At 45.1% G+C, this 18,309-nt stretch carries 12 protein-coding genes and 5 pseudogenes; 6 read left to right on the top strand and 11 right to left on the bottom strand.

The window, feature by feature from the left end; genetic code table 11:
* Positions 1-35: 35 nt before the first annotated feature.
* The 4 genes and pseudogenes from AC0L66_RS20345 to puuE all read right to left on the bottom strand — a co-directional run bounded on the left by AC0L66_RS20345 (position 36) and on the right by puuE (position 3,172).
* Positions 36-557 (bottom strand): ureidoglycolate lyase, encoded by a 522-nt coding sequence (locus AC0L66_RS20345; protein ID WP_265674334.1) that lies wholly within the window; start codon positions 555-557, stop codon positions 36-38.
* Between the two features lie 17 nt (positions 558-574).
* Positions 575-1,561, bottom strand: coding sequence for an allantoicase (gene alc / locus AC0L66_RS20340; RefSeq protein WP_265674335.1), 987 nt, complete (start codon positions 1,559-1,561; stop codon positions 575-577).
* Between the two features lie 110 nt (positions 1,562-1,671).
* On the bottom strand, positions 1,672-2,187 hold the full coding sequence (uraD, locus tag AC0L66_RS20335; protein WP_265674336.1) for a 2-oxo-4-hydroxy-4-carboxy-5-ureidoimidazoline decarboxylase: 516 nt from the start codon (positions 2,185-2,187) through the stop codon (positions 1,672-1,674).
* 62 nt (positions 2,188-2,249) lie between these two features.
* Positions 2,250-3,172 (bottom strand): annotated as a pseudogene (gene puuE, locus AC0L66_RS20330) (allantoinase PuuE).
* A 313-nt stretch (positions 3,173-3,485) separates the two neighbouring features.
* Here puuE and uraH point away from each other — a divergent pair.
* Together uraH and AC0L66_RS20320 are read left to right on the top strand one after the other, a co-directional pair.
* Positions 3,486-3,840: pseudogene (gene uraH, locus AC0L66_RS20325) on the top strand (hydroxyisourate hydrolase).
* 189 nt (positions 3,841-4,029) lie between these two features.
* Positions 4,030-5,370 carry an NCS2 family permease gene (locus AC0L66_RS20320; protein ID WP_265674339.1) on the top strand — a complete coding sequence of 447 codons (1,341 nt, stop codon included), beginning with the start codon at positions 4,030-4,032 and terminating at the stop codon, positions 5,368-5,370.
* 96 nt (positions 5,371-5,466) lie between these two features.
* Here AC0L66_RS20320 and AC0L66_RS20315 read toward each other — a convergent pair whose 3' ends face one another.
* Both AC0L66_RS20315 and AC0L66_RS20310 read right to left on the bottom strand, forming a co-directional pair.
* Positions 5,467-6,666 (bottom strand): sensor histidine kinase, encoded by a 1,200-nt coding sequence (locus AC0L66_RS20315; RefSeq protein ID WP_473570647.1) that lies wholly within the window; start codon positions 6,664-6,666, stop codon positions 5,467-5,469.
* Positions 6,667-6,734: 68 nt separating this feature from the next.
* Entirely contained in the window at positions 6,735-7,418 is a 684-nt protein-coding gene (locus tag AC0L66_RS20310; protein ID WP_265674341.1) for a response regulator transcription factor, read from the bottom strand.
* 163 nt (positions 7,419-7,581) lie between these two features.
* Between AC0L66_RS20310 and AC0L66_RS20305 the strand changes: the two genes are divergently transcribed.
* Positions 7,582-8,355, top strand: coding sequence for an efflux RND transporter periplasmic adaptor subunit (locus AC0L66_RS20305; protein ID WP_265674342.1), 774 nt, complete (start codon positions 7,582-7,584; stop codon positions 8,353-8,355).
* A gap of 178 nt (positions 8,356-8,533) precedes the next feature.
* Positions 8,534-11,588 (top strand): annotated as a pseudogene (locus AC0L66_RS20300) (efflux RND transporter permease subunit).
* Positions 11,589-11,748: 160 nt separating this feature from the next.
* Here the strand turns inward: AC0L66_RS20300 and AC0L66_RS20295 are convergent.
* From AC0L66_RS20295 to AC0L66_RS20285, 3 genes are all read right to left on the bottom strand, one after another.
* A complete protein-coding gene (locus AC0L66_RS20295) occupies positions 11,749-12,480 on the bottom strand; it encodes a transglutaminase-like domain-containing protein (protein WP_473570645.1) in 732 nt (243 codons plus the stop codon).
* A gap of 69 nt (positions 12,481-12,549) precedes the next feature.
* Positions 12,550-13,347 (bottom strand): helix-turn-helix transcriptional regulator, encoded by a 798-nt coding sequence (locus AC0L66_RS20290; RefSeq protein ID WP_473570643.1) that lies wholly within the window; start codon positions 13,345-13,347, stop codon positions 12,550-12,552.
* Between the two features lie 24 nt (positions 13,348-13,371).
* On the bottom strand, positions 13,372-14,304 hold the full coding sequence (locus AC0L66_RS20285) for a LysR family transcriptional regulator (RefSeq protein ID WP_473570641.1): 933 nt from the start codon (positions 14,302-14,304) through the stop codon (positions 13,372-13,374).
* Between the two features lie 203 nt (positions 14,305-14,507).
* Between AC0L66_RS20285 and AC0L66_RS20280 the strand changes: the two genes are divergently transcribed.
* The gene (locus AC0L66_RS20280; RefSeq protein WP_265674347.1) at positions 14,508-14,798 is read left to right on the top strand and encodes a putative quinol monooxygenase; all 291 of its coding nucleotides are present in this window, start codon (positions 14,508-14,510) and stop codon (positions 14,796-14,798) included.
* A 72-nt stretch (positions 14,799-14,870) separates the two neighbouring features.
* A pseudogene (locus AC0L66_RS20275) lies at positions 14,871-15,528 on the top strand (nitroreductase family protein).
* Positions 15,529-15,601: 73 nt separating this feature from the next.
* Here AC0L66_RS20275 and AC0L66_RS20270 read toward each other — a convergent pair.
* Positions 15,602-16,601: pseudogene (locus tag AC0L66_RS20270) on the bottom strand (LacI family DNA-binding transcriptional regulator).
* Positions 16,602-16,750: 149 nt separating this feature from the next.
* On the bottom strand, positions 16,751-18,190 hold the full coding sequence (locus AC0L66_RS20265; protein ID WP_473570639.1) for a 6-phospho-beta-glucosidase: 1,440 nt from the start codon (positions 18,188-18,190) through the stop codon (positions 16,751-16,753).
* Positions 18,191-18,309: the final 119 nt, after the last annotated feature.

The raw sequence follows: 18,309 nt of genomic DNA, 5'->3' as shown, positions 1-18,309 counted from the left end.
TCATTCCTTTACACTCAGCTTATCGTCGTGCTCACTCATTGTGGGATATCATCAAGATGAAGCGAGACAAGGTGCTCATCAAAAAACACTTCATCGCAGTTATGCCCATCACCTGCCCTGTCAACGACTAAGAACTGATCGTTCTCAGTCAGTGTCAGAACTGGGTGGTGCCACACCCCTTTATGATAATTAACACCTTGTCGCCCATTACTGATGAATGCGCGACATTCCGTCAGTGACGGTGTGTCCCCTTTCTTTGCAACGACAATAAGATACGGTTGACCAAGTAATGGGATAAACGCTTGCGAACCAAGAGGATGCCTTTCTAGCATTGCTATCGTCAGTGGGTATTTCAACGGCATAGCCTGAAATATACTGATGATCGCTTGCCCTTGCTGTTCATCAACATCGGTGTCAGCAAGGCGATGATAGCGGCGCGTCGAACCGTTATTGATCATAAAGTAGTCTCGATTTTCGGTCTCAATAACGTCACCAAAATCAGAAAAACGCTCTTGGGTGAGAGGCTCAATCGCTAAACGGCGGATTCCATTACTCATTATACGTTCCTCATTCTTCAGTCTGCTTTGGTACCAAACAAACGAAGACGACTAATCCCTCCGTCAGGGAAAATATTTAACCTAACGTGTGTCACCGCGCCTATCTCATTCACTTGCGACACGAACTCCTGAATGTCATGAGCGTTGAGTTTTTGTGCTGGAAGTAGCTCTTGCCAGAAAAGGCTTTGTGTTGCGACTTGATCGTCCGTACCACCTTTCACATAGGCCGCTTGAATAGAGCAGCTATCTGGGAAGTTACCTTTAAAGTGCGCGGTATCGACAACAACCCGTCCGATATTGCCAGCATGACCTAACGCGACAATAACCCAGTCATTACCTGGCGTCCGACGACGCGCCGTTTCCCAACCGTCACCCATGTTTTCACCACGTCCAGGGCCAAGAATATTAGACTTATTACCATAGTGCTCATCACTGCAAGCTAAAGCTCGGCCACCATTCTCTACCGCTGCGAGATCAACTTGCTGCAGTGAATCGATCGCTTCCCAATCAACGCTCGGTTGTCCGTAAACACGTAGTCGCGCAACACCGCCATCTGGGTAAATGTTTAAACGAACATGAGTAAACACTTTGTCACTGGCAATGTCATTGAGATGGTGTTGGTCTCCAGATAGCGCTTGTGATGGTAAAATTTCTTCCCAATGATCCAAATCCGTTGGATCTTCATTTGGACTATAAATCGCATCAACAGAGGCCGATGGCGGGAAGTTACCAGTAAAAAACGAAGTATCGATATCTAATCCAGCAATGGTGCCAGCTAACCCCAGCTTCACGACACAGTAATCGTAGCCTTCACTGCGTTTGCGACGGCTTTCCCAGCCATCCATCCATTTGCCGTTGTCATCATAAACATCATCTTTCCATTCTGGCGCTGCTCTGCGTAACAAACGCGACTTATCAGCAAAAAAATCATCGGTGGCAAAAAGCGCTTGAGCACCGAGTTTTTCATCGGCTAAGTTGATGTACTGTTCAAAATCTAAGGACATATCCGGTCATCCAGTTCAATTAATCAATAAATAATAAAATGAGTGTCAGGTGATGGCGTGTTAGGCCGTTTTCACCTCACCATTAGCAGAAATAGCTGTCTTCCTATGACTTACATATCTCTGAGGCGAAAAAGTGCTATCTTGTTGATTTCATTAATCGCCGTAGCAAACTCAGTTTCACTATCATTGCCTAATCGCATCTCGAACGATTCAAGAATTTGGTAACGATTGGCCCCTTTTACCGCCATGATAAAGGGAAATGTGAAGCGACTTTTGTAGCTATCGTTATAAGTGGTAAATTGTGCGAACTCTTCCTTCGAGCACTGGTCAATACCTGCCCCTGCTTGCTCTGAAGTTGAAGCCGCCGTGAGTGCTCCGTCTATCGCTGCTTTGCCCGCTAAGTCTGGGTGAGCATTAATAAGCGCGAGTTGTTGTTCATAAGGGGCTGCCAGTAATACTGACGCCATTTTTTCATGCAGTGATTCAATGTGGTTATCTTGCTCAGCAAGCCCTTGTTCAAAAACCGACTCCGCCACCCAAGGACTGTGCTCATAGATATCGGCAAACCGCGCGACAAAGTCGGTTTTATTTAATTGCGTCGGTTTGCCAAATTTAAACGGTGTCATATCTATGCTTCCTTACATCGAGTTAAAAGTATGGTGGTATTGAATGGCATTGGTAGCCGTGTTCACGACTTAGATTCAGCCTGATAAGGATGGGTTTGATGCCAATGATTAGCGATATCTATGCGTCGGCATAACCAAACCTTGTCGTGCTGCTGAACGTATTCAATGAATCGCTTAAGAGACGCAATTCTTCCAGGCTTACCAATTAAACGGCAATGCAATCCGACAGACATCATTTTCGGCGCACTCTCACCTTCGGCATAAAGCGTATCGAACGTATCCTTCAAGTATTGAAAAAATTGCTCACCGGAATTAAACCCCTGCGCAGTCGCAAAGCGCATATCATTGACATCCAGAGTGTAGGGAATCACCAGCTGCGGCCGTCCGGCTTCTGTATGCCAATAAGGTAAGTCATCGTCATAGGCATCAGAGTCATAAGCGAAACCGCCCTCTTCGGCCACAAGTCTGCGCGTATTCGGCCCCGTTCTCCCCGTATACCAACCTTGTGGACGCTCATAGGTGACTCGTTGAATAATCTCAATGGCTTTCATCATATGATCGCGCTCTTCAGATTCGTCCATGTATTGATAATCAATCCAGCGATAGCCGTGGCTGCATATCTCGTGCCCTGCTTCTTTCATCGCAATGGCGACATCTGGGTAACGCTCAACGGCCATAGCCACTGCAAACACCGTCAGCGGGATATCGTATTGTTTGAATAAGCGTAAAATCCGCCATACACCTGCACGACTGCCATATTCATAGATTGATTCCATGCTCATGTGGCGTTCACCCGGAATTGCCTGAGCGCCTGGGATTTCAGACAGGAATGCTTCTGATTCATCATCACCATGCAGTAAACATCGCTCTCCCCTTCCTCATAATTCAGAACAAAAGAAACCGCAATGCGAGCTTCATTTGGCCACATGGGGTGAGGGGGCGTTGGTCCATATCCGATAAGATTGCGAGAATAATCCTGACTCATCCAATCGCTCCTGCTAGTCCATAAGTCCTGTGAATTTCGCCGTATAAATGCGTAACGGCCGATCCACTCAATACATTTATTGTATACAATTTTTTATTTTAATGTAAAGATTTTGTTTCTAAAGTTAATTTTTTTATTTCACTCATTTTAAATCAAATACTTAATGATAATTTAACTCGCCATAATTTCATCCAAACAGAAAATAACCTCAAAAAAATCGTTAGGTAACGCAACATTTTCATAACAACAACCTTTACTAATTGTAGATATTGTGTACATATTATTATCAAGAATATAAATGCGAGCACATCTTATGGGAAAATTAACTACGCACGTTCTCGACACCGCGAGTGGTGTTCCAGGTGCCAACATCCAGGTGGTGCTATACCGCTTGGACGGTGATACACCAATTCAAATTCTACAAACTGACACCAATTCCGATGGCAGAACCAATGCACCGCTACTGGAAGGAGCGGCGTTTGTCGCACGGCCGATATCAGCTCGTCTTTCACGTTGCGCCCTACTTCCAACAGCAGGGCGTCGAACTCGATGATGTTCCATTTCTGGATGACGTAGTGATCCGCTTTGGACTTAATGACGAAGCGTCGCACTATCATGTGCCACTGCTGGTTTCTCCATACAGCTTTTCCACTTACAGAGGCAGCTGATCCACCAACAATGAAACGTTCTACATAAGAGAATAATTATTACGATTACTTAGTTGTGATCGCACCACACTCTCGAAAGCAAACCTCGACGTCGTAAAGACTCATCAATAAGCATCAAACACCCTGTTGATGTGATGAGCTTGGTCGTGTGCAGTTTAGGGACAGTCAATACTAGAAGGACTTGCTGAAATGAACGAAAGTAAAGCAGAAACACTTAATCAAACCAATGAGAATAGCTTTCTCGAACGATGGTTTAAGATCAAACAACACGGTTCAAGTGTCAAAAACGAAATGCTTGGCGGGGTCACAACCTTTGCCACCATGGCCTACATCATTTTTGTCAACCCAAGCATCATGGCAGCCTCTGGTATGGATCAGGGCGCTGTCTTCGTTGCCACCTGTATTGGCGCCGCCATTGGCTGTTTGCTGATGGGGCTATTCGCTAACTGGCCTGTGGGTCTGGCTCCAGGCATGGGCCTTAACGCCTTCTTCTCATTCACTGTCGTCAGTGAGATGGGCTATAGCTGGGAAGTAGCATTAGGCGCAGTGTTTATTTCCGGTGTGCTGTTTGTTGGTATGAGTTTCTACAAAATTAGGCAATGGATTATTGAAAGTATTCCACACAGTTTGCGGTTTGCCATGACTGCTGGTGTGGGGCTTTTCTTAGGCCTAATTGGGCTTAAAACAGCAGGTATTGTCGTAGAAAACCCTGCCACATTAGTATCTCTGGGCGACTTTACCAAGCCCGACGCGATTCTCGCAGCGATGGCGTTCTTGATCATTGCCGTATTAAGTGAACGCAAAGTTTTTGGCGCCGTCCTAATTGGTATTTTAAGTGTTACTATCGTCGGAATGATGCTTGGTCTTGTGCAATATAATGGCTTCTTTGCGGCGCCACCGAGCATTGCCCCTACTTTTCTTGCTATGGATATCAGTGGTGCACTCAACATATCAATGATCAGTGTGATCCTCGCCTTTTTGTTTGTAAACATGTTTGATACGGCAGGTACACTAATGGGTGTTGCCGAACGTGCTAACCTAATCAATAAAGAAACGGGGAAAATTGAAGGGCTCAGTAAAGCCCTGAAAGCAGATAGTATCGCCAGTGTGGCTGGTGCATGTGTGGGTTGCCCACCCGTCACCAGTTACGTAGAAAGTGCCTCTGGCGTCGCCGCTGGGGCTCGTACAGGTTTATCCGCTATCGTTGTGGCAGCGCTATTTCTTGCCGCCATCTTTCTGTCGCCATTAGCAGGAATGATTCCTTCTTACGCCACCGCTGGCGCTCTGATTTACGTAGCGTTTGTCATGATGAGCAGCATGCAGCATGTCGATTGGAAAGACTTCACTAACGGTGCACCCGCTGCCATTACAGCATTAATGATGCCGTTAACCTTCTCTATCGCCAATGGTATTGCACTGGGGTTCATTACCTATACCGTACTTAAAGTGTGTACTGGAAAAACGAAAGATGTTTCCATCTCTATGTACGTATTAACGGCAGTGTTCGTCGCTAAGCTAATCTACATTTAATCGATAGACATTTCTGTGTAGAAAACGAGAGGGCAAATACCCTCTCGTTTGTATTTTACGACAACGCCAACTATTCTCCTCCCGAACAATGTAGGCTTAACTCTCCCTTTCTAAGTGTGCGGTACAGCCCGCTTGGTGTGCATTATTGCTCAGGGTAAATGACCAACCATAACTTGCGCATAATCGCTGCACGATAAGTAACCCCAGTCCATGCTCAGTTTCATTCTGCCCACCAATGCCACACCCAGAATCAGTGACAGTAATCGCCTGTGATGTCACCTCAACATTAATATGCCCTTGTTTAGTAAAGCGAGCCGAATTATCAATGAGGTTTTTTAAGAGCATATTTAATACCGCAGGAGGGAAATTCAACGGCGTGTTATCTGCGATTTTCAGTGTAAATTGCACATCAGGGTGTCGCTTACTTATCGATTTTTGCACATCAATATCGTCATACGAAAACTCAGTTAACGTATTTTTATGCTCGGTATTTTCTTGTTTAACAATGTTAAGCAATACTTCCACGGTTGCCTGCATGCCTTCCGCAGCATGAATAATGCGCTGACGCTGCCTAGCTTGAAAGTCTTTCTGTTGTTTCATCGCTTGCAAATTGGCCGCTCCAAGGATGATTGATATTGGTGTCTTTAATTCATGGCTGGCGTATTTGGCAAACATAAGTTCTTGTTTAACTAGCCGATCTTTCATCTGAGTGTAGCTATTGAGGTGATCCGCCAGTTGTTTTACTTCATCAATCGAGCTCGAAGACACGGAAAAACGCTGTGCCTTTTCAGATTTTAGCTGTTCACTTAGATCTGCGATCGGTGACATTAATCCTCCAAGCATGCGCTGCAAAGAGACACGTAAAAATGCAATCAGCATGAGCATTAATGCTAAAGCAACCAGCATCAAGCTATCCCAACTGTCGTCGCCAAAATCCAGAGCTCGCATACCAACACTTAGATACAGGGGGCGTAAAGTCCCTGTTTTGTCGATAAATTCAGTATGAAAGACAAGAAACCCATCTTCACTAAAGCGGTTGTAGCGAGTCACTTCATTTAGAGGGTAAGGCGCTTGTGCTTTTAACCTTTCTGTTAACGCTTGCTCGCTAAAGTACGCCGTGACATTGGGACTAATCGACACTACTTTAGCGTTATCTAGTGCATGATGCTGGATGGCAACCTGCTCGAAGGACACTAAGTGACGCTCTATTTGATTGTCCTCATTGAAGACCAGATAGAGTGAGAACGAAAAAAACACCAGAAACGAGGACGACAGTGCCATTATAGAAAAGGTCATAATGAGCCGCGCTTTCACATCTTCAATAGTGTTTCGTTGGCACTTTTTAAACCTGCGCTTTAACCCCATCATACCGCCACCAATTTAAAACCCACTTTTGGTACGGTGACCAACATCTGGTGCTCAAATGGCTTGTCTAGCGCATTTCTTAATAAATAGATGTGGCTTCTTAGCACGTCTTTATCCGGTATATCTTCTCCCCACAATTGATGAATCAACGTCTCTCTAGAGACCACTTCTCCCTGAGCCTTAGTTAACACCAACAAAATTTGATACGTCGCATGAGTCACCGTTAACGGTTGAGAATCACGCATCACCTGATGGTTTTTTTGATCAATCGTCAGATCACCAAACTGAAGACGAGATAACGCGACCTCACCTCGAAAACGCTTGATTAATGCCAATAGTCGAACTTCCAGTTCTGGAAATTGGAATGGCTTACTAATAAAGTCATCGATGCCGTTTTCAAACCCCATAAGTAAGTCTTCTTGTCCGTTAAGTGCTGTCAGCATCAAAACGGGAGTTGTGCTGCCCTGCTCTCTCAGTTCACGTGCCACTTGCATCCCATCTTTTTTCGGCATCATCACGTCCAAAATAATGGCATCAAATTCATGCTCTAGGGCAAGCTCTAAACCCAGCTCACCATTATCAGCAAAATCGACTTCTGCCCCTTTCACTTCTAAAAAATCAGCCAAGATGCCTTGCAACTCTTCATTGTCTTCAACAACCAGTATTCTTTTCCCCGCTAGCATGCGCTTTCCTCTGCCCCTAAAACATCCTTCTATTATAGATAAAACATGTCGAATTAATGTCGAATAATGACCAAATTCCACATCGTAACATCCGCCGCGCATTCGACATAAAATCGACACGCAGCACGACACACTATGGAAAAATCCATTTGTGGAGTTAGCCATGAAAACCTCATTACTCATTACTTTTCTCAGCCTATCCGTATTTATCAGCCACTCATATGCGGTTGAATTAATTGGTAAAACCACCAGCAAAAATGCCGTTCGTATTGTTTCCGAAGTGAGCGGCGTGATCAAAACAACCTCATGGCAGGTTGGTGATGCGATCACCGCTTCCTCAGCCCTAGCCGAGATCAAGCGACAAGATTTTGAGTTAGCAGTACAGAAGCAGAGGGCCAGCCTGAAGCTGGTTGAAGCCGATTTACATATTAATAAATCCACATACTCTCGCTACCAAGCCCTTCGCGCTAAAAACAGCCTGTCTCAAAATGAACTTGATGTTGCAAAGGCAGACTATGCGGCAGCGGAGGCTAATGTGGAATTAGCAAAAATAGAACTCAATAAAGCGCAGTTAGATCTAAAGAACACCACGGTCTACTCACCTATTGATGGCTATGTCGTCGAGCGAAATGTCAACGAAGGTGCCTGGGTGAACCGAGGTGATCAACTCTTCACATTAACGAATATCGATACACTCAATGCACGGCTACTTGCCAGTGAATTTGACCTCGCGTCCATTCATGTTGGGCAACCAATTCAACTTTGGGCGGAAGCCAACCCAAACCACAAAATTACCGCAATTATCAATCGTATTGGTGTGGAATTAGACGCTAAGACATTTGCTTATCCGGTCGAAATTGAAATCGAGAATAGCCAACACCTCTTTAGACCAGGGATGTCCTTACATGCCACGACAACATTTTCGTCAGGTAACTGAATCTGTGTAATTAGCTAAGTCTGTGTAATTAACTAAATCCGTGTAATTAACGGAATCCAGCTAATTAACTAGGTTCACTTAATTATCTCGGTTCGCTTAATTAAGCCCTCGCGATTCACCACTACTCATTCAACCATCGTCAATCTAGTGATTGCTAATTCAACTTAAGGGGTCTCGAATGAACACTTTTCTTGCCTACTTTGCTAGGCGCAGTTTTCTCGCTCGTATTATTACCATAATGGTGCTTTTAGTGGGGGCTGGCGCAATCAGCATTCTCAAACTTCAAGAGCTCCCTGACGTGGCATTTGCGGAAGTCGAGATCACGACACAATATCCGGGGGCATCTTCGCAAGATATTGAGTTAAACATCACCAACAAAATTGAGAAAGAGCTGAAGTCGATTCAAGGGCTCACAACCTACTACTCTCAGTCTTTTGATGGCCAGTCTTATATCAACATCGAGCTCGATGAAAGTTATGAGGTCAATAAGACGGTTCGTGATATTCAACAAGCCGTGGATCGTGTTCAAGGTCTACCAAAAGATATCTCGAACCCTCCGTTAGTCGTCCAAAAGGACACCTCCTCTTTCGATGTTATGACATTCGGCGTAGTAACAACGCTCGATAATCACGCATTACAGCAATACACTCGTGAACTTGAAAAGCGGTTAAGATCAGTCCCCGGTGTCGGAAACGTGCGTCTGGACGGCTACACCGAGAGAGAGTTTTGGATTGAGGTTGACCCAACCAAAGTACTTCGATATCAATTAACCTTTAATGATGTCATTGCCGCGATTAATACGCGTAGCCTGTCACTTTCTGGGGGAATTGTGGAGTCGTGGGACAACGACCAACGCATTGTTACCCTCACGCAAATTCACACAGTTGAAGAGCTCGCCAACACCATCATCGATGTCTTGCCCACCGGTGAAATGATCCGATTGGGGGATGTTGCTCAAGTCTCCGATGGGTTTGAGAAAGCCACTGAGCTGGGTATGGTGGATGGGCAGAACGCCGTGGTATTCTCCATCAGCAAAAATGCCAGTGCGGACATTATTGCCACTATCGACCGCGTAAAAACAATTTTAGATCAAGAGAATACACGCCTAGAAGGTCAGTTTAGCTTTCCGATTACTTTAAACCTAGCGGATGATATGGCAGAAAAATTCTCCATCGTCACCACCAATGGTGGAGTTGGGCTCATTCTGGTTCTTATTGTTCTAAGTATGATATTGAAACGCCAAGTCGCCTTTTGGGTATCCGTCTCCATTCCATTTTGTGTACTTGGGGTCATGGCCGTCTTACCCGCACTTGGCATGAATCTAGACAGTATTACCCTTGCGGCTTTACTTCTGGTAATCGGTATTATTGTCGATGATTCAGTCATCGTCGCCGAGAGTATTTATCAACAAAAAGAACAAGGGAAGTCTGGCGTTGAAGCGGCGACCTTGGGGGTTCAGAACGTCATTCGCCCCATCATTGCCAGCTTGACAACAACGGCGCTGGTTTTCATCCCTATGTTTTTTATTCCAGGCACCATGGGCAAAGCCATCATTGTTATTCCTATCACGGTCATTACCGCGCTTTTATTTTCACTGGCAGAATGTACCTTTACTCTGCCTGCACATTTGGCTACATCACTCGATAGCCCCCCGAGGAATGGTTCGAACAATACGCGCTTCACAGCACTCATTCAGCGCTACAAAGCGATACTTTGCTACTGTTTAGCTCGTAAAAAACGCATTTTAGTGCTCGCACTTACGTGCCTTGTGGGCAGCTCAACGCTATTAACCACACTAAAGCTCGACATTTTTCCAAGTGATGCGGCCAAATACATTGAGATTTACACAGAGATCGCTCCGGGCACCCCGCTCAATAAAGTCCGCCAAACCCATACGGACTTAGAGAACGCTATCGCAGCATTACCAAGCAATGAAGTCGTCTCGCATCAAATCACGTACTCCAGCCCTGTGAGCCGTGGGTTGATCACGCTGACAAATGTTGATCAACGCACAAGAACCGCCAATGATATCGCCGACTCGCTCAGCCACGAATTGGCCAACTCGACCAGTATCAATTTTGTAAAGTTCACAGTAGATGCAGGTAGTCCCCCTCCCGGTGAACTCGGTAGAAATTCGCATCATCAGCAATAACCAGCAAGAGCGCGAACAAGCATTGGACCTTGTCATGGATTGGATGAGCCTGCACAGTGGGCTTGATAACGTCACTCATAACGAAGTATTGACCGACCCACAATTACAAGTATTACCACAATACGAGTGGCTAGCGCGCTACAATTTAACCGTGCAAGATCTCGCCAATACGCTGCGCATTGCGTTTGATGGTGATACGGTGACATCAACATGGATTGGCGACGAAGAAGTGAAGCTGCGCGTGATACTGGATGAAAAATATCGCAATCTCGACAAGCTCGCCACCACTAAAATCACCACACCTTCAGGGGTAAAAGTGCCACTCAACCGTTTAGCAAAAGTTCAAGAAATTCAAGCGCCACGAGAAATTCTCCACTACAACGGCGATCGCCAAATATTGGTTAGCGCGCAAATTATCGATGACAACCTAAGCTCTGGAGCACTCAGTCAGCAACTGACTCAAGCGTTAACACAACAGGTAGGAACCAGCGTAAGACTCGATGTTGGTGGTGAAGCAGAGAACACCGACGAAACTATGTCTGGCTTCTTTGTCGCTTTTCCTTCTGCAATGATTGGCATCTATTTTGTGCTCGCCATTATGTTTGGGTCATTGTTACAGCCGCTATTGATCATGGCCGTCATTCCGTTTGCTATTGTCTCTGCGTTAATGGCGCTATTTCTCCACATGCAGCCTATTTCGTTATTTGCTTTGGTTGGTATATTGGGGATGGCTGGGGTCGTGGTCAATAACGCGCTGGTCCTCGTCAACCGTATTAACGAACTGCAACGAGAGGGTTTCTCTGTCACTCACGCGATTGTTGAAGCCGCAGCAAGCCGCTTCAGGCCTATCATGCTGACATCAATCACAACCGTGGTAGGCTTACTGCCATTGGCTTACGGTATTGGCGGTACCGATGTCTATATGGGGCCAATGTCATTAACGCTTGGGTATGGATTGCTGCTCTCATTACCGATTGTATTAATTGTCATACCTTGTCTATATGCACTTTGTGCGCGACCTAAGGTCATAAGCGATACCTCTCCTGTCACCAATAGCCAACAACCAACAACCAACAAGTAATAACCAATTACCAATTACCAATAAGTAAAATCCGCTAAAGCGACCCTAACCAATATCGCTAACCTATCGCGCTGCTCGGAACGTTTAACCGCAGCAGCGCTGCACATACCGCTGCCAAAGCGCGAGTTTCAAACACCATTTGAAGCCAACAACGCACATATTACGACGCCCTTTGTCCAATCCCTCGTAAACGAATACGGCTGACATTTAGGTTCATAATGTGGCGCAATACGTAACGATATAATACCTTTTTGACCCCGGACAAATTACTACCATATTTTGAATAAAAGTCATCCGGTTGGGGGTACACTCCAAAATCATCGGCAATACCTTCACTCTGTATATAGGTATCATCACCCTTCCAATCGACATCTGGCTGAGCCAAGTTTTTTGTCGATATTGCATAGCCTGAAAAGGCGTCTTGTTGCGCGGAAAAACGCTGCTGTACCTGCCTTAGATAGCCACTATCTAAAATGTAACCTTCTAAATTCACCCAACGCCCTTCTTGGTAGACTTCTACCCAACTATGAATGATGCGCTCTGGAGCCACACGAAAAATCGCCGTAGGAATAGCACCTCGCTGCAGTTCATTATAAATCGTAAAGCCATGCAGTCTGGTTTCAATACCCACTGAGCGAAGGAGCGCCATTAATAACGTACCTTTGGTGTTGCACTGCCCATAACCATCTTTTAGTACTTGGCTCGCAGCAAGACGGTCGTCACTATTGTAACCAAAACGAATATCGTCACGAACAAAGTGATAAATTGCACCAATCGCATCATAGCGAGACAAGGTTTTCCATTGTTTTTCTTCAATCACTTTTTGGATGTCATCATGTAAAAAATCCAACATCGGTGTGGGTTGTAAATAGGCTTGAGATAACTCGTTCATAGGTTACTCCGGTCACTGAATCTACCCTTAGAGTAACTAACCACTTTTTAGAATAATTGAATAAACTGGCTACGAACGTCGAAACACTGCGTTAGCTTGTCGAATCGTCATACCAAAGGTATGACGAAACGTCCGACTTAAATGTGCGCTATCCGAAAACCCCGCCATATAGGCCGCCTCTGTGGCCGATTGACCAGCAAGTACCGCTTCAACAGCACAGATCATTCGACACCAAAGTAAGTATGGACGCCACGGTATTCCTACTTCTTGACGAAACAAATGCAAAAATCGACTCTCTGATAAGGCGAGTGTTGCCGCGACGTCCGAAGCACGCCATGCATTCGGCTTCAAACAAGTGACACCGACGCACTGATAAAGCTCATCGACTAACCTTTTAATACGAGGATCGATAATATTACTGTTGTTATTGAGATAAAAAGGACTGGGTTGCTTTAAATGTTCTAACAGCGATAGGAGGTGAATGGCGACATCATCAAGTTTGATATCTGAAGCCCTTGGCCTTGAGAAGTGCAGTTTCGGCAGCATCTCAATGGGGCGCTGCGCCAAAAGCTGATTCATTGCGGCTCCAAGCTCACCGCTTGGCTCCAGCAACACAATCCAGCCTTCTTCCATCTGTAATTGATGCTCTACATTCGAGGCGAGTATCATAGGCGCAGCGATCTCTTTACTAACAACATGAGATAACCCATTCGAAGACAATGTCTCGGCTCGTAAACACAGAGTACAACGGCTTTCGGGCTTGGGCCAAACCAGCTGAATAGCATGATGGCGATGGTAATCAGCATCTATCGATGACCCGTACATCATCATGATCCCCGCTCTAATCCACACCTTTGGTTCAGCCATTATTCTACTCCTTAGCAATACCCATCAAATTCCGTTTGAACCAAACACCCCTTTCTCTATCAGCTTGGTTAATATCGCCTGACTCTTATCTCTAAACCTATCTCGCAATAGGCGTACAGTGGGTGTTATCGATTGGCGACTGGGGCAAACCAACCATAATTCTGACGGCGTTGGCTTATATTGTGGCATCAAATTCACCACTCGCCCTGCTAGCAAATCACTCGACATATCGATACATGACTTGAACGCGATACCTTTACCTTCTACACACCAACGTCGTACAAAATCGCTGTCATTAGAGGCCCGATTGCCTTTTAGTTTAATCTTATAGTCTTGCTTCCCATCATTAAAAGCCCACTCATCTTGGATAATGTCGTGCAATTGGTAGAACAGTGCATTGTGATTCAGCAAATCTTGTGGGGTCTGAGGCGTACCATGCTCAGCCAAGTATTCAGGGCTCGCACACAACACTCTGGGTGCATCACTAATCTTAAATCCGTATAAATTCGAGTCTAATTTTGGCCCATAGCGCAACGCCATATCCACGGCATCGCGATAGAAATCAATATTACTGTCACTAATATGGGTACGTAGAGACACCTTCGGGTATTCAAGTAAAAAGTCGTCGAGCCAAGAGGCGACGATATTACGCCCTAAATCAGAAGACATGGCTATTCGCACTTCGCCGTCAATGATACCAAGCTCTTCTCGCATATTGAGCTTCGCCTGTTGAAGCATTTTCACGGCTTGCTCACACTGTGGTAGATACCGTTCACCCGCAGCAGAAAGTCGTAAATGGCGTGTGGTGCGAACAAATAGCTCCGCACCAAGTGACGCTTCAACACGCTTTACCGCTGCACTGGCGGTGGCAGTTCTCATATCAAGATTAGTAGCGGCAGCGGTGATACTGCGAAACTCCGCCACCTTTAAGATAACGTGTAAATCTTCAAGTAGCATTGACCTACCCCTGCTCTCTCGGTTTGATTAGATGATGCTCCGCACCACTTGCTTTATGCTTATTATCAAATAATTTTTGATAATAATTCAAATTATAGCCTCTTTATAACTATCAATCTTACTATTACTATGTTTCGACACAAACACTTTATCCATACTCATAAGTCGCTTATTACTGCGCCTTAAGAAGACGAGAACAGACTATGACGTCATTAACTATTGTTGCCAATATCATCGCTAATGAAGATAAAATTGAATTGGTTAAATCCGAACTGTTAGCACTTATTGACGCAACGCGCGCCGAAGAAGGCTGCATCAATTACGACTTGCACCAAGATAATAACAACCCTGCGCACTTTACGTTTTATGAAAACTGGACGTCACCTGAGCTGTTACAAGCGCATTTGCGTAGCGCCCACATTGCGAAATACAAGACGGCAACCGAAGGTGCCGTCGCCAGCTTTACACTCAATGAGATGACTCGTATTGGGTAATGCTGTCAGAAGTTCGACGGCTTTTATTTCTAACGCTTTCTATTCCTAACTATTTTCATTTCGGAGATGACCATGACACATCCCATCATTGCTGACTTAGAGCAACGTTATACCGCTAAACGCTACGATGCGACAAAGCGTATCCCTCAAGACGAACTAGAGGTGATTTACGAGGCAACACGACTGTCCGCTTCGTCGATCAACTCACAGCCGTGGAAGTTTATCGTCATTGAAAGCGATGAAGCCAAGCAGCGCATGCACGATACGTTTGTTAACAAGCATCAATTTAATCAGCCTCATATCAAAGAAGCCTCACATATTATTTTGTTCGCATACCACCCCAACTACACCCGTGATGATTACGCAAAAGTGGTCGACAAAGGGATTGAAGATGGCCGTACGGCACCCGAACAACGCGAGCAAGCCTTTGGTGGTTTTGCGTTTGCTGAATTGAACACCGATGAGGCCAAGCAATACGTCAACATGGACGAAAGCGCAAACCTACCTTGCGCTCGGTAATACCATGCATGTTTTAGCCCGCTTAGGTATTGATTCAACGCCAATGGAAGGCGTCGATTCAGAGATGATCACAGAGCTGTTTAGAGAGGAGTTGGGTGGCTACCAGTGTGATGTTGCCTTAGCGATGGGGTATCACCATGCGGATGAAGATTACAATGCATCCCTGCCTAAATCGCGCTTAAGCCGCGAAGCCGTATTAACGGTTTTATAACCGTTTAGAGTGCCGTTACTTCCGCCAAAATAGTTAATTTGAACAATGGTTCGAACCATCCCTTAAACGATGGCTACTCTGGCGCTGTCAGTGACTTAATTGACTCTCTAATCACTAGCGAGCCCGATATTGAAATTAATTGGGCTCGTTCATTCTCTCCCAATATCCGTAGTATCGCCACCTTAACCATATTGCCCAACGGTACACTGACCGAGCTCAAGCTTGGTGATAAATACTCGCCCATATTGCTGTTGTCAAAACCTGCAATTGAGATCTCTTCAGGTAATGACAAGCCTGCATTACTGAATGCACGCATGGCACCCATCGCCATATCATCATTGCAAGCCAGTATTGCTGACGGTCGTCGATCACACTCAAGTAGCCGTACTGCGGCTAAATAGCCCCCTTTCAACGCCCAGTTTCCGCATTGCTCCAGTTCTTTATCAATGTGTAAACCATGTTTTTCCAATACATCCCTATAGGCGCGATAACGCTGTTGATCTGTGCCTGAGTTTGGGTTGCCACGAATAATAGCAATGCTGCGATGACCGTGTTGCACTAAGTGCTCCATCATTAAACAGGCACTTTGATAATGATTGGTTGTAATCGCGTGTTGAGGGTGATCGGAGACGGGGCGATTCAACACCATGATCGGGGTAGTGGTACGGCTAATGATTTCCGCGAGCTCTTTTTCGTTCAGATATTTTGAATAAACAATGATCGCAAGCACATTTCATATCCAAAAGAAAATTAATGGCGTCCCTTTCCTCTGCTTTACTGTGTTTCCCATCCGTCATCACTAACTGGTGGTTCGACTCTTCGCAAAATGAAGCGGCATGATTCATCAAGGTGGAAAAATAAGGGCCATCAAACAAGACATTACTCATAACAAAACCGATGAAATTGGTTTTTCTCATAGCCAGATTTTGCGCTAGGATATTGGGCCGATAACCAGTTTTCTGAATCGCATCAAACACTCGCTTCACGACATCCGGTCGTACGATATTTTTCTTGTTCAATACTCTTGATACTGTCGCTTTAGAGACGCCCGCCTCATTGGCAACATCCAGCATCGTTACTTTCACCACCCATACCTCTTTAATACATTCTAATCGCCCACGATTGCATCATAAGTGCCACTATTACATCACAAGTACCACTATTACATCATAAACGCCCACTGGTGCGGGCGTTTATGATTACGGCATTAGTTCAGATTAACCTAAAGCACTTCGCCATTAGAAGCTATCACACTCTGATACCAGCTAAATGACTTTTTCTTTGCTCGAGAAAAGCTGCCCGACCCATCATTGTGCTTATCAACATAGATAAAACCATAGCGCTTTTTCATTTCACCAGTGGTAAAGGAGACCAAATCAATGCATCCCCACGGGGTATAACCCATCAGTTCAACACCATCAATACTGACGGCTTTTTTCATTTCAGCAATATGTTCACGCAAATAATCGATGCGGCTGTCATCTTCAATATTGCCATCATCCTGTACGTGATCAATCATGCCAAAGCCATTTTCTACGATAAACAGTGGCACTTCATAGCGCTCATAAAGTGACGCCAGGCAATAGCGCAAGCCAGTAGGGTCAATTGACCACCCCCAATCACTGGATTTGATAAATGGATTCTCAACCGAGTTTTCATGTCCGCCATCCATACTCTCTTTTGTCGATTGCTGCGACGTAGAATCTAACGTATTCGACATGTAGTAACTAAAGCCAAGATAGTCGGCTTTACCCTGCTTCAGAATCAATTCATCTTCAGGGTGCATATCAATATTAAACCCTTTGATTGCCCAATCACGTTTTGCATAAGCCGGATAGTGACCTCGCACCATCACATCGGAGAATAAATATCGGTCTCGCATCGCTTGCTGGGCTAGCATCACATCAGCTGGTTTCGAAGAACGTGGATAAAATGGCACCATGGCACACATGGCACCAATCTTCATATTAGGGTTAATATCATGTCCCTTGCTCACCACTAACGCACTTGCCACAAACTGATGATGAACCGCTTGATACATTGCCTCTTTCGGACGTTCAAATTCCGAAAATTTCACACCTGAACACATCCAACCAAAAATATCTGCAGAGACGTTGACCTGATTATTGATTTCATTAAACGTCATCCAATACTTCACTTTATGCTTATAACGCTCCATGACCACCGTAGAATAACGAACAAAAAAGTCGATCATTTTGCGATTCATCCAACCACCATATTCTTTCGCTAGGTGGTAAGGCATTTCAAAGTGGCTCAGTGTGATAATAGGTTCAATGCCGTGCTTAATTAGCTCATCAAACATATCATCATAAAACGCCAATCCTGCTTCGCACGGCTCTAATTCATCCCCTTTAGGAAAGATACGAGTCCAAGCAATACTGGTTCGAAAGCATTTAAACCCCATCTCAGCAAACAACTTGATGTCGTCTTTATAGCGATGATAAAAATCCACGGCTTCTTGATTCGGGTAGTGTTCACCTTCTAGCACACCGTCGGTAATACGGCGCTGCACACCATGCTCTCCAGCAGTCAAGACATCCACTACGCTCACACCTTTACCATTAGCGTTCCAGCCGCCCTCTAGCTGATGCGCAGCAACCGCACCACCCCATAAAAAATCACTAGGAAAACTTGTTTTCATACTTTGACTCACCAAATTGATTGAATTAATCCGAGCGTCACTTCTGTGTCGGAGCGAAATAAACGCCTGCGCATTAACGCCAACATTATTTCTGAAACCGGTTTCAACAATGTAAAAAA

This window comes from Vibrio sp. GJ43-1, assembly GCF_055808835.1.
The sequence above is the reverse complement of the archived record's forward strand: the minus strand, read 5'-3'. Positions and strand labels throughout refer to the sequence as shown.

Excerpts from the sequence above, each read along its gene's own strand:
- AC0L66_RS20290 (WP_473570643.1), bottom strand. The coding sequence starts at position 13,347 with ATGGCTGAACCAAAGGTGTGGATTAGAGCGGGGATCATGATGATGTAC.
- AC0L66_RS20265 (WP_473570639.1), bottom strand. The coding sequence starts at position 18,190 with ATGAAAACAAGTTTTCCTAGTGATTTTTTATGGGGTGGTGCGGTTGCT.
- AC0L66_RS20295 (WP_473570645.1), bottom strand. The coding sequence starts at position 12,480 with ATGAACGAGTTATCTCAAGCCTATTTACAACCCACACCGATGTTGGAT.
- AC0L66_RS20305 (WP_265674342.1), top strand. The coding sequence starts at position 7,582 with ATGAAAACCTCATTACTCATTACTTTTCTCAGCCTATCCGTATTTATC.
- alc (WP_265674335.1), bottom strand. The coding sequence starts at position 1,561 with ATGTCCTTAGATTTTGAACAGTACATCAACTTAGCCGATGAAAAACTC.
- AC0L66_RS20345 (WP_265674334.1), bottom strand. The coding sequence starts at position 557 with ATGAGTAATGGAATCCGCCGTTTAGCGATTGAGCCTCTCACCCAAGAG.
- AC0L66_RS20320 (WP_265674339.1), top strand. The coding sequence starts at position 4,030 with ATGAACGAAAGTAAAGCAGAAACACTTAATCAAACCAATGAGAATAGC.
- AC0L66_RS20285 (WP_473570641.1), bottom strand. The coding sequence starts at position 14,304 with ATGCTACTTGAAGATTTACACGTTATCTTAAAGGTGGCGGAGTTTCGC.
- AC0L66_RS20310 (WP_265674341.1), bottom strand. The coding sequence starts at position 7,418 with ATGCTAGCGGGGAAAAGAATACTGGTTGTTGAAGACAATGAAGAGTTG.
- AC0L66_RS20315 (WP_473570647.1), bottom strand. The coding sequence starts at position 6,666 with ATGACCTTTTCTATAATGGCACTGTCGTCCTCGTTTCTGGTGTTTTTT.
- AC0L66_RS20280 (WP_265674347.1), top strand. The coding sequence starts at position 14,508 with ATGACGTCATTAACTATTGTTGCCAATATCATCGCTAATGAAGATAAA.
- uraD (WP_265674336.1), bottom strand. The coding sequence starts at position 2,187 with ATGACACCGTTTAAATTTGGCAAACCGACGCAATTAAATAAAACCGAC.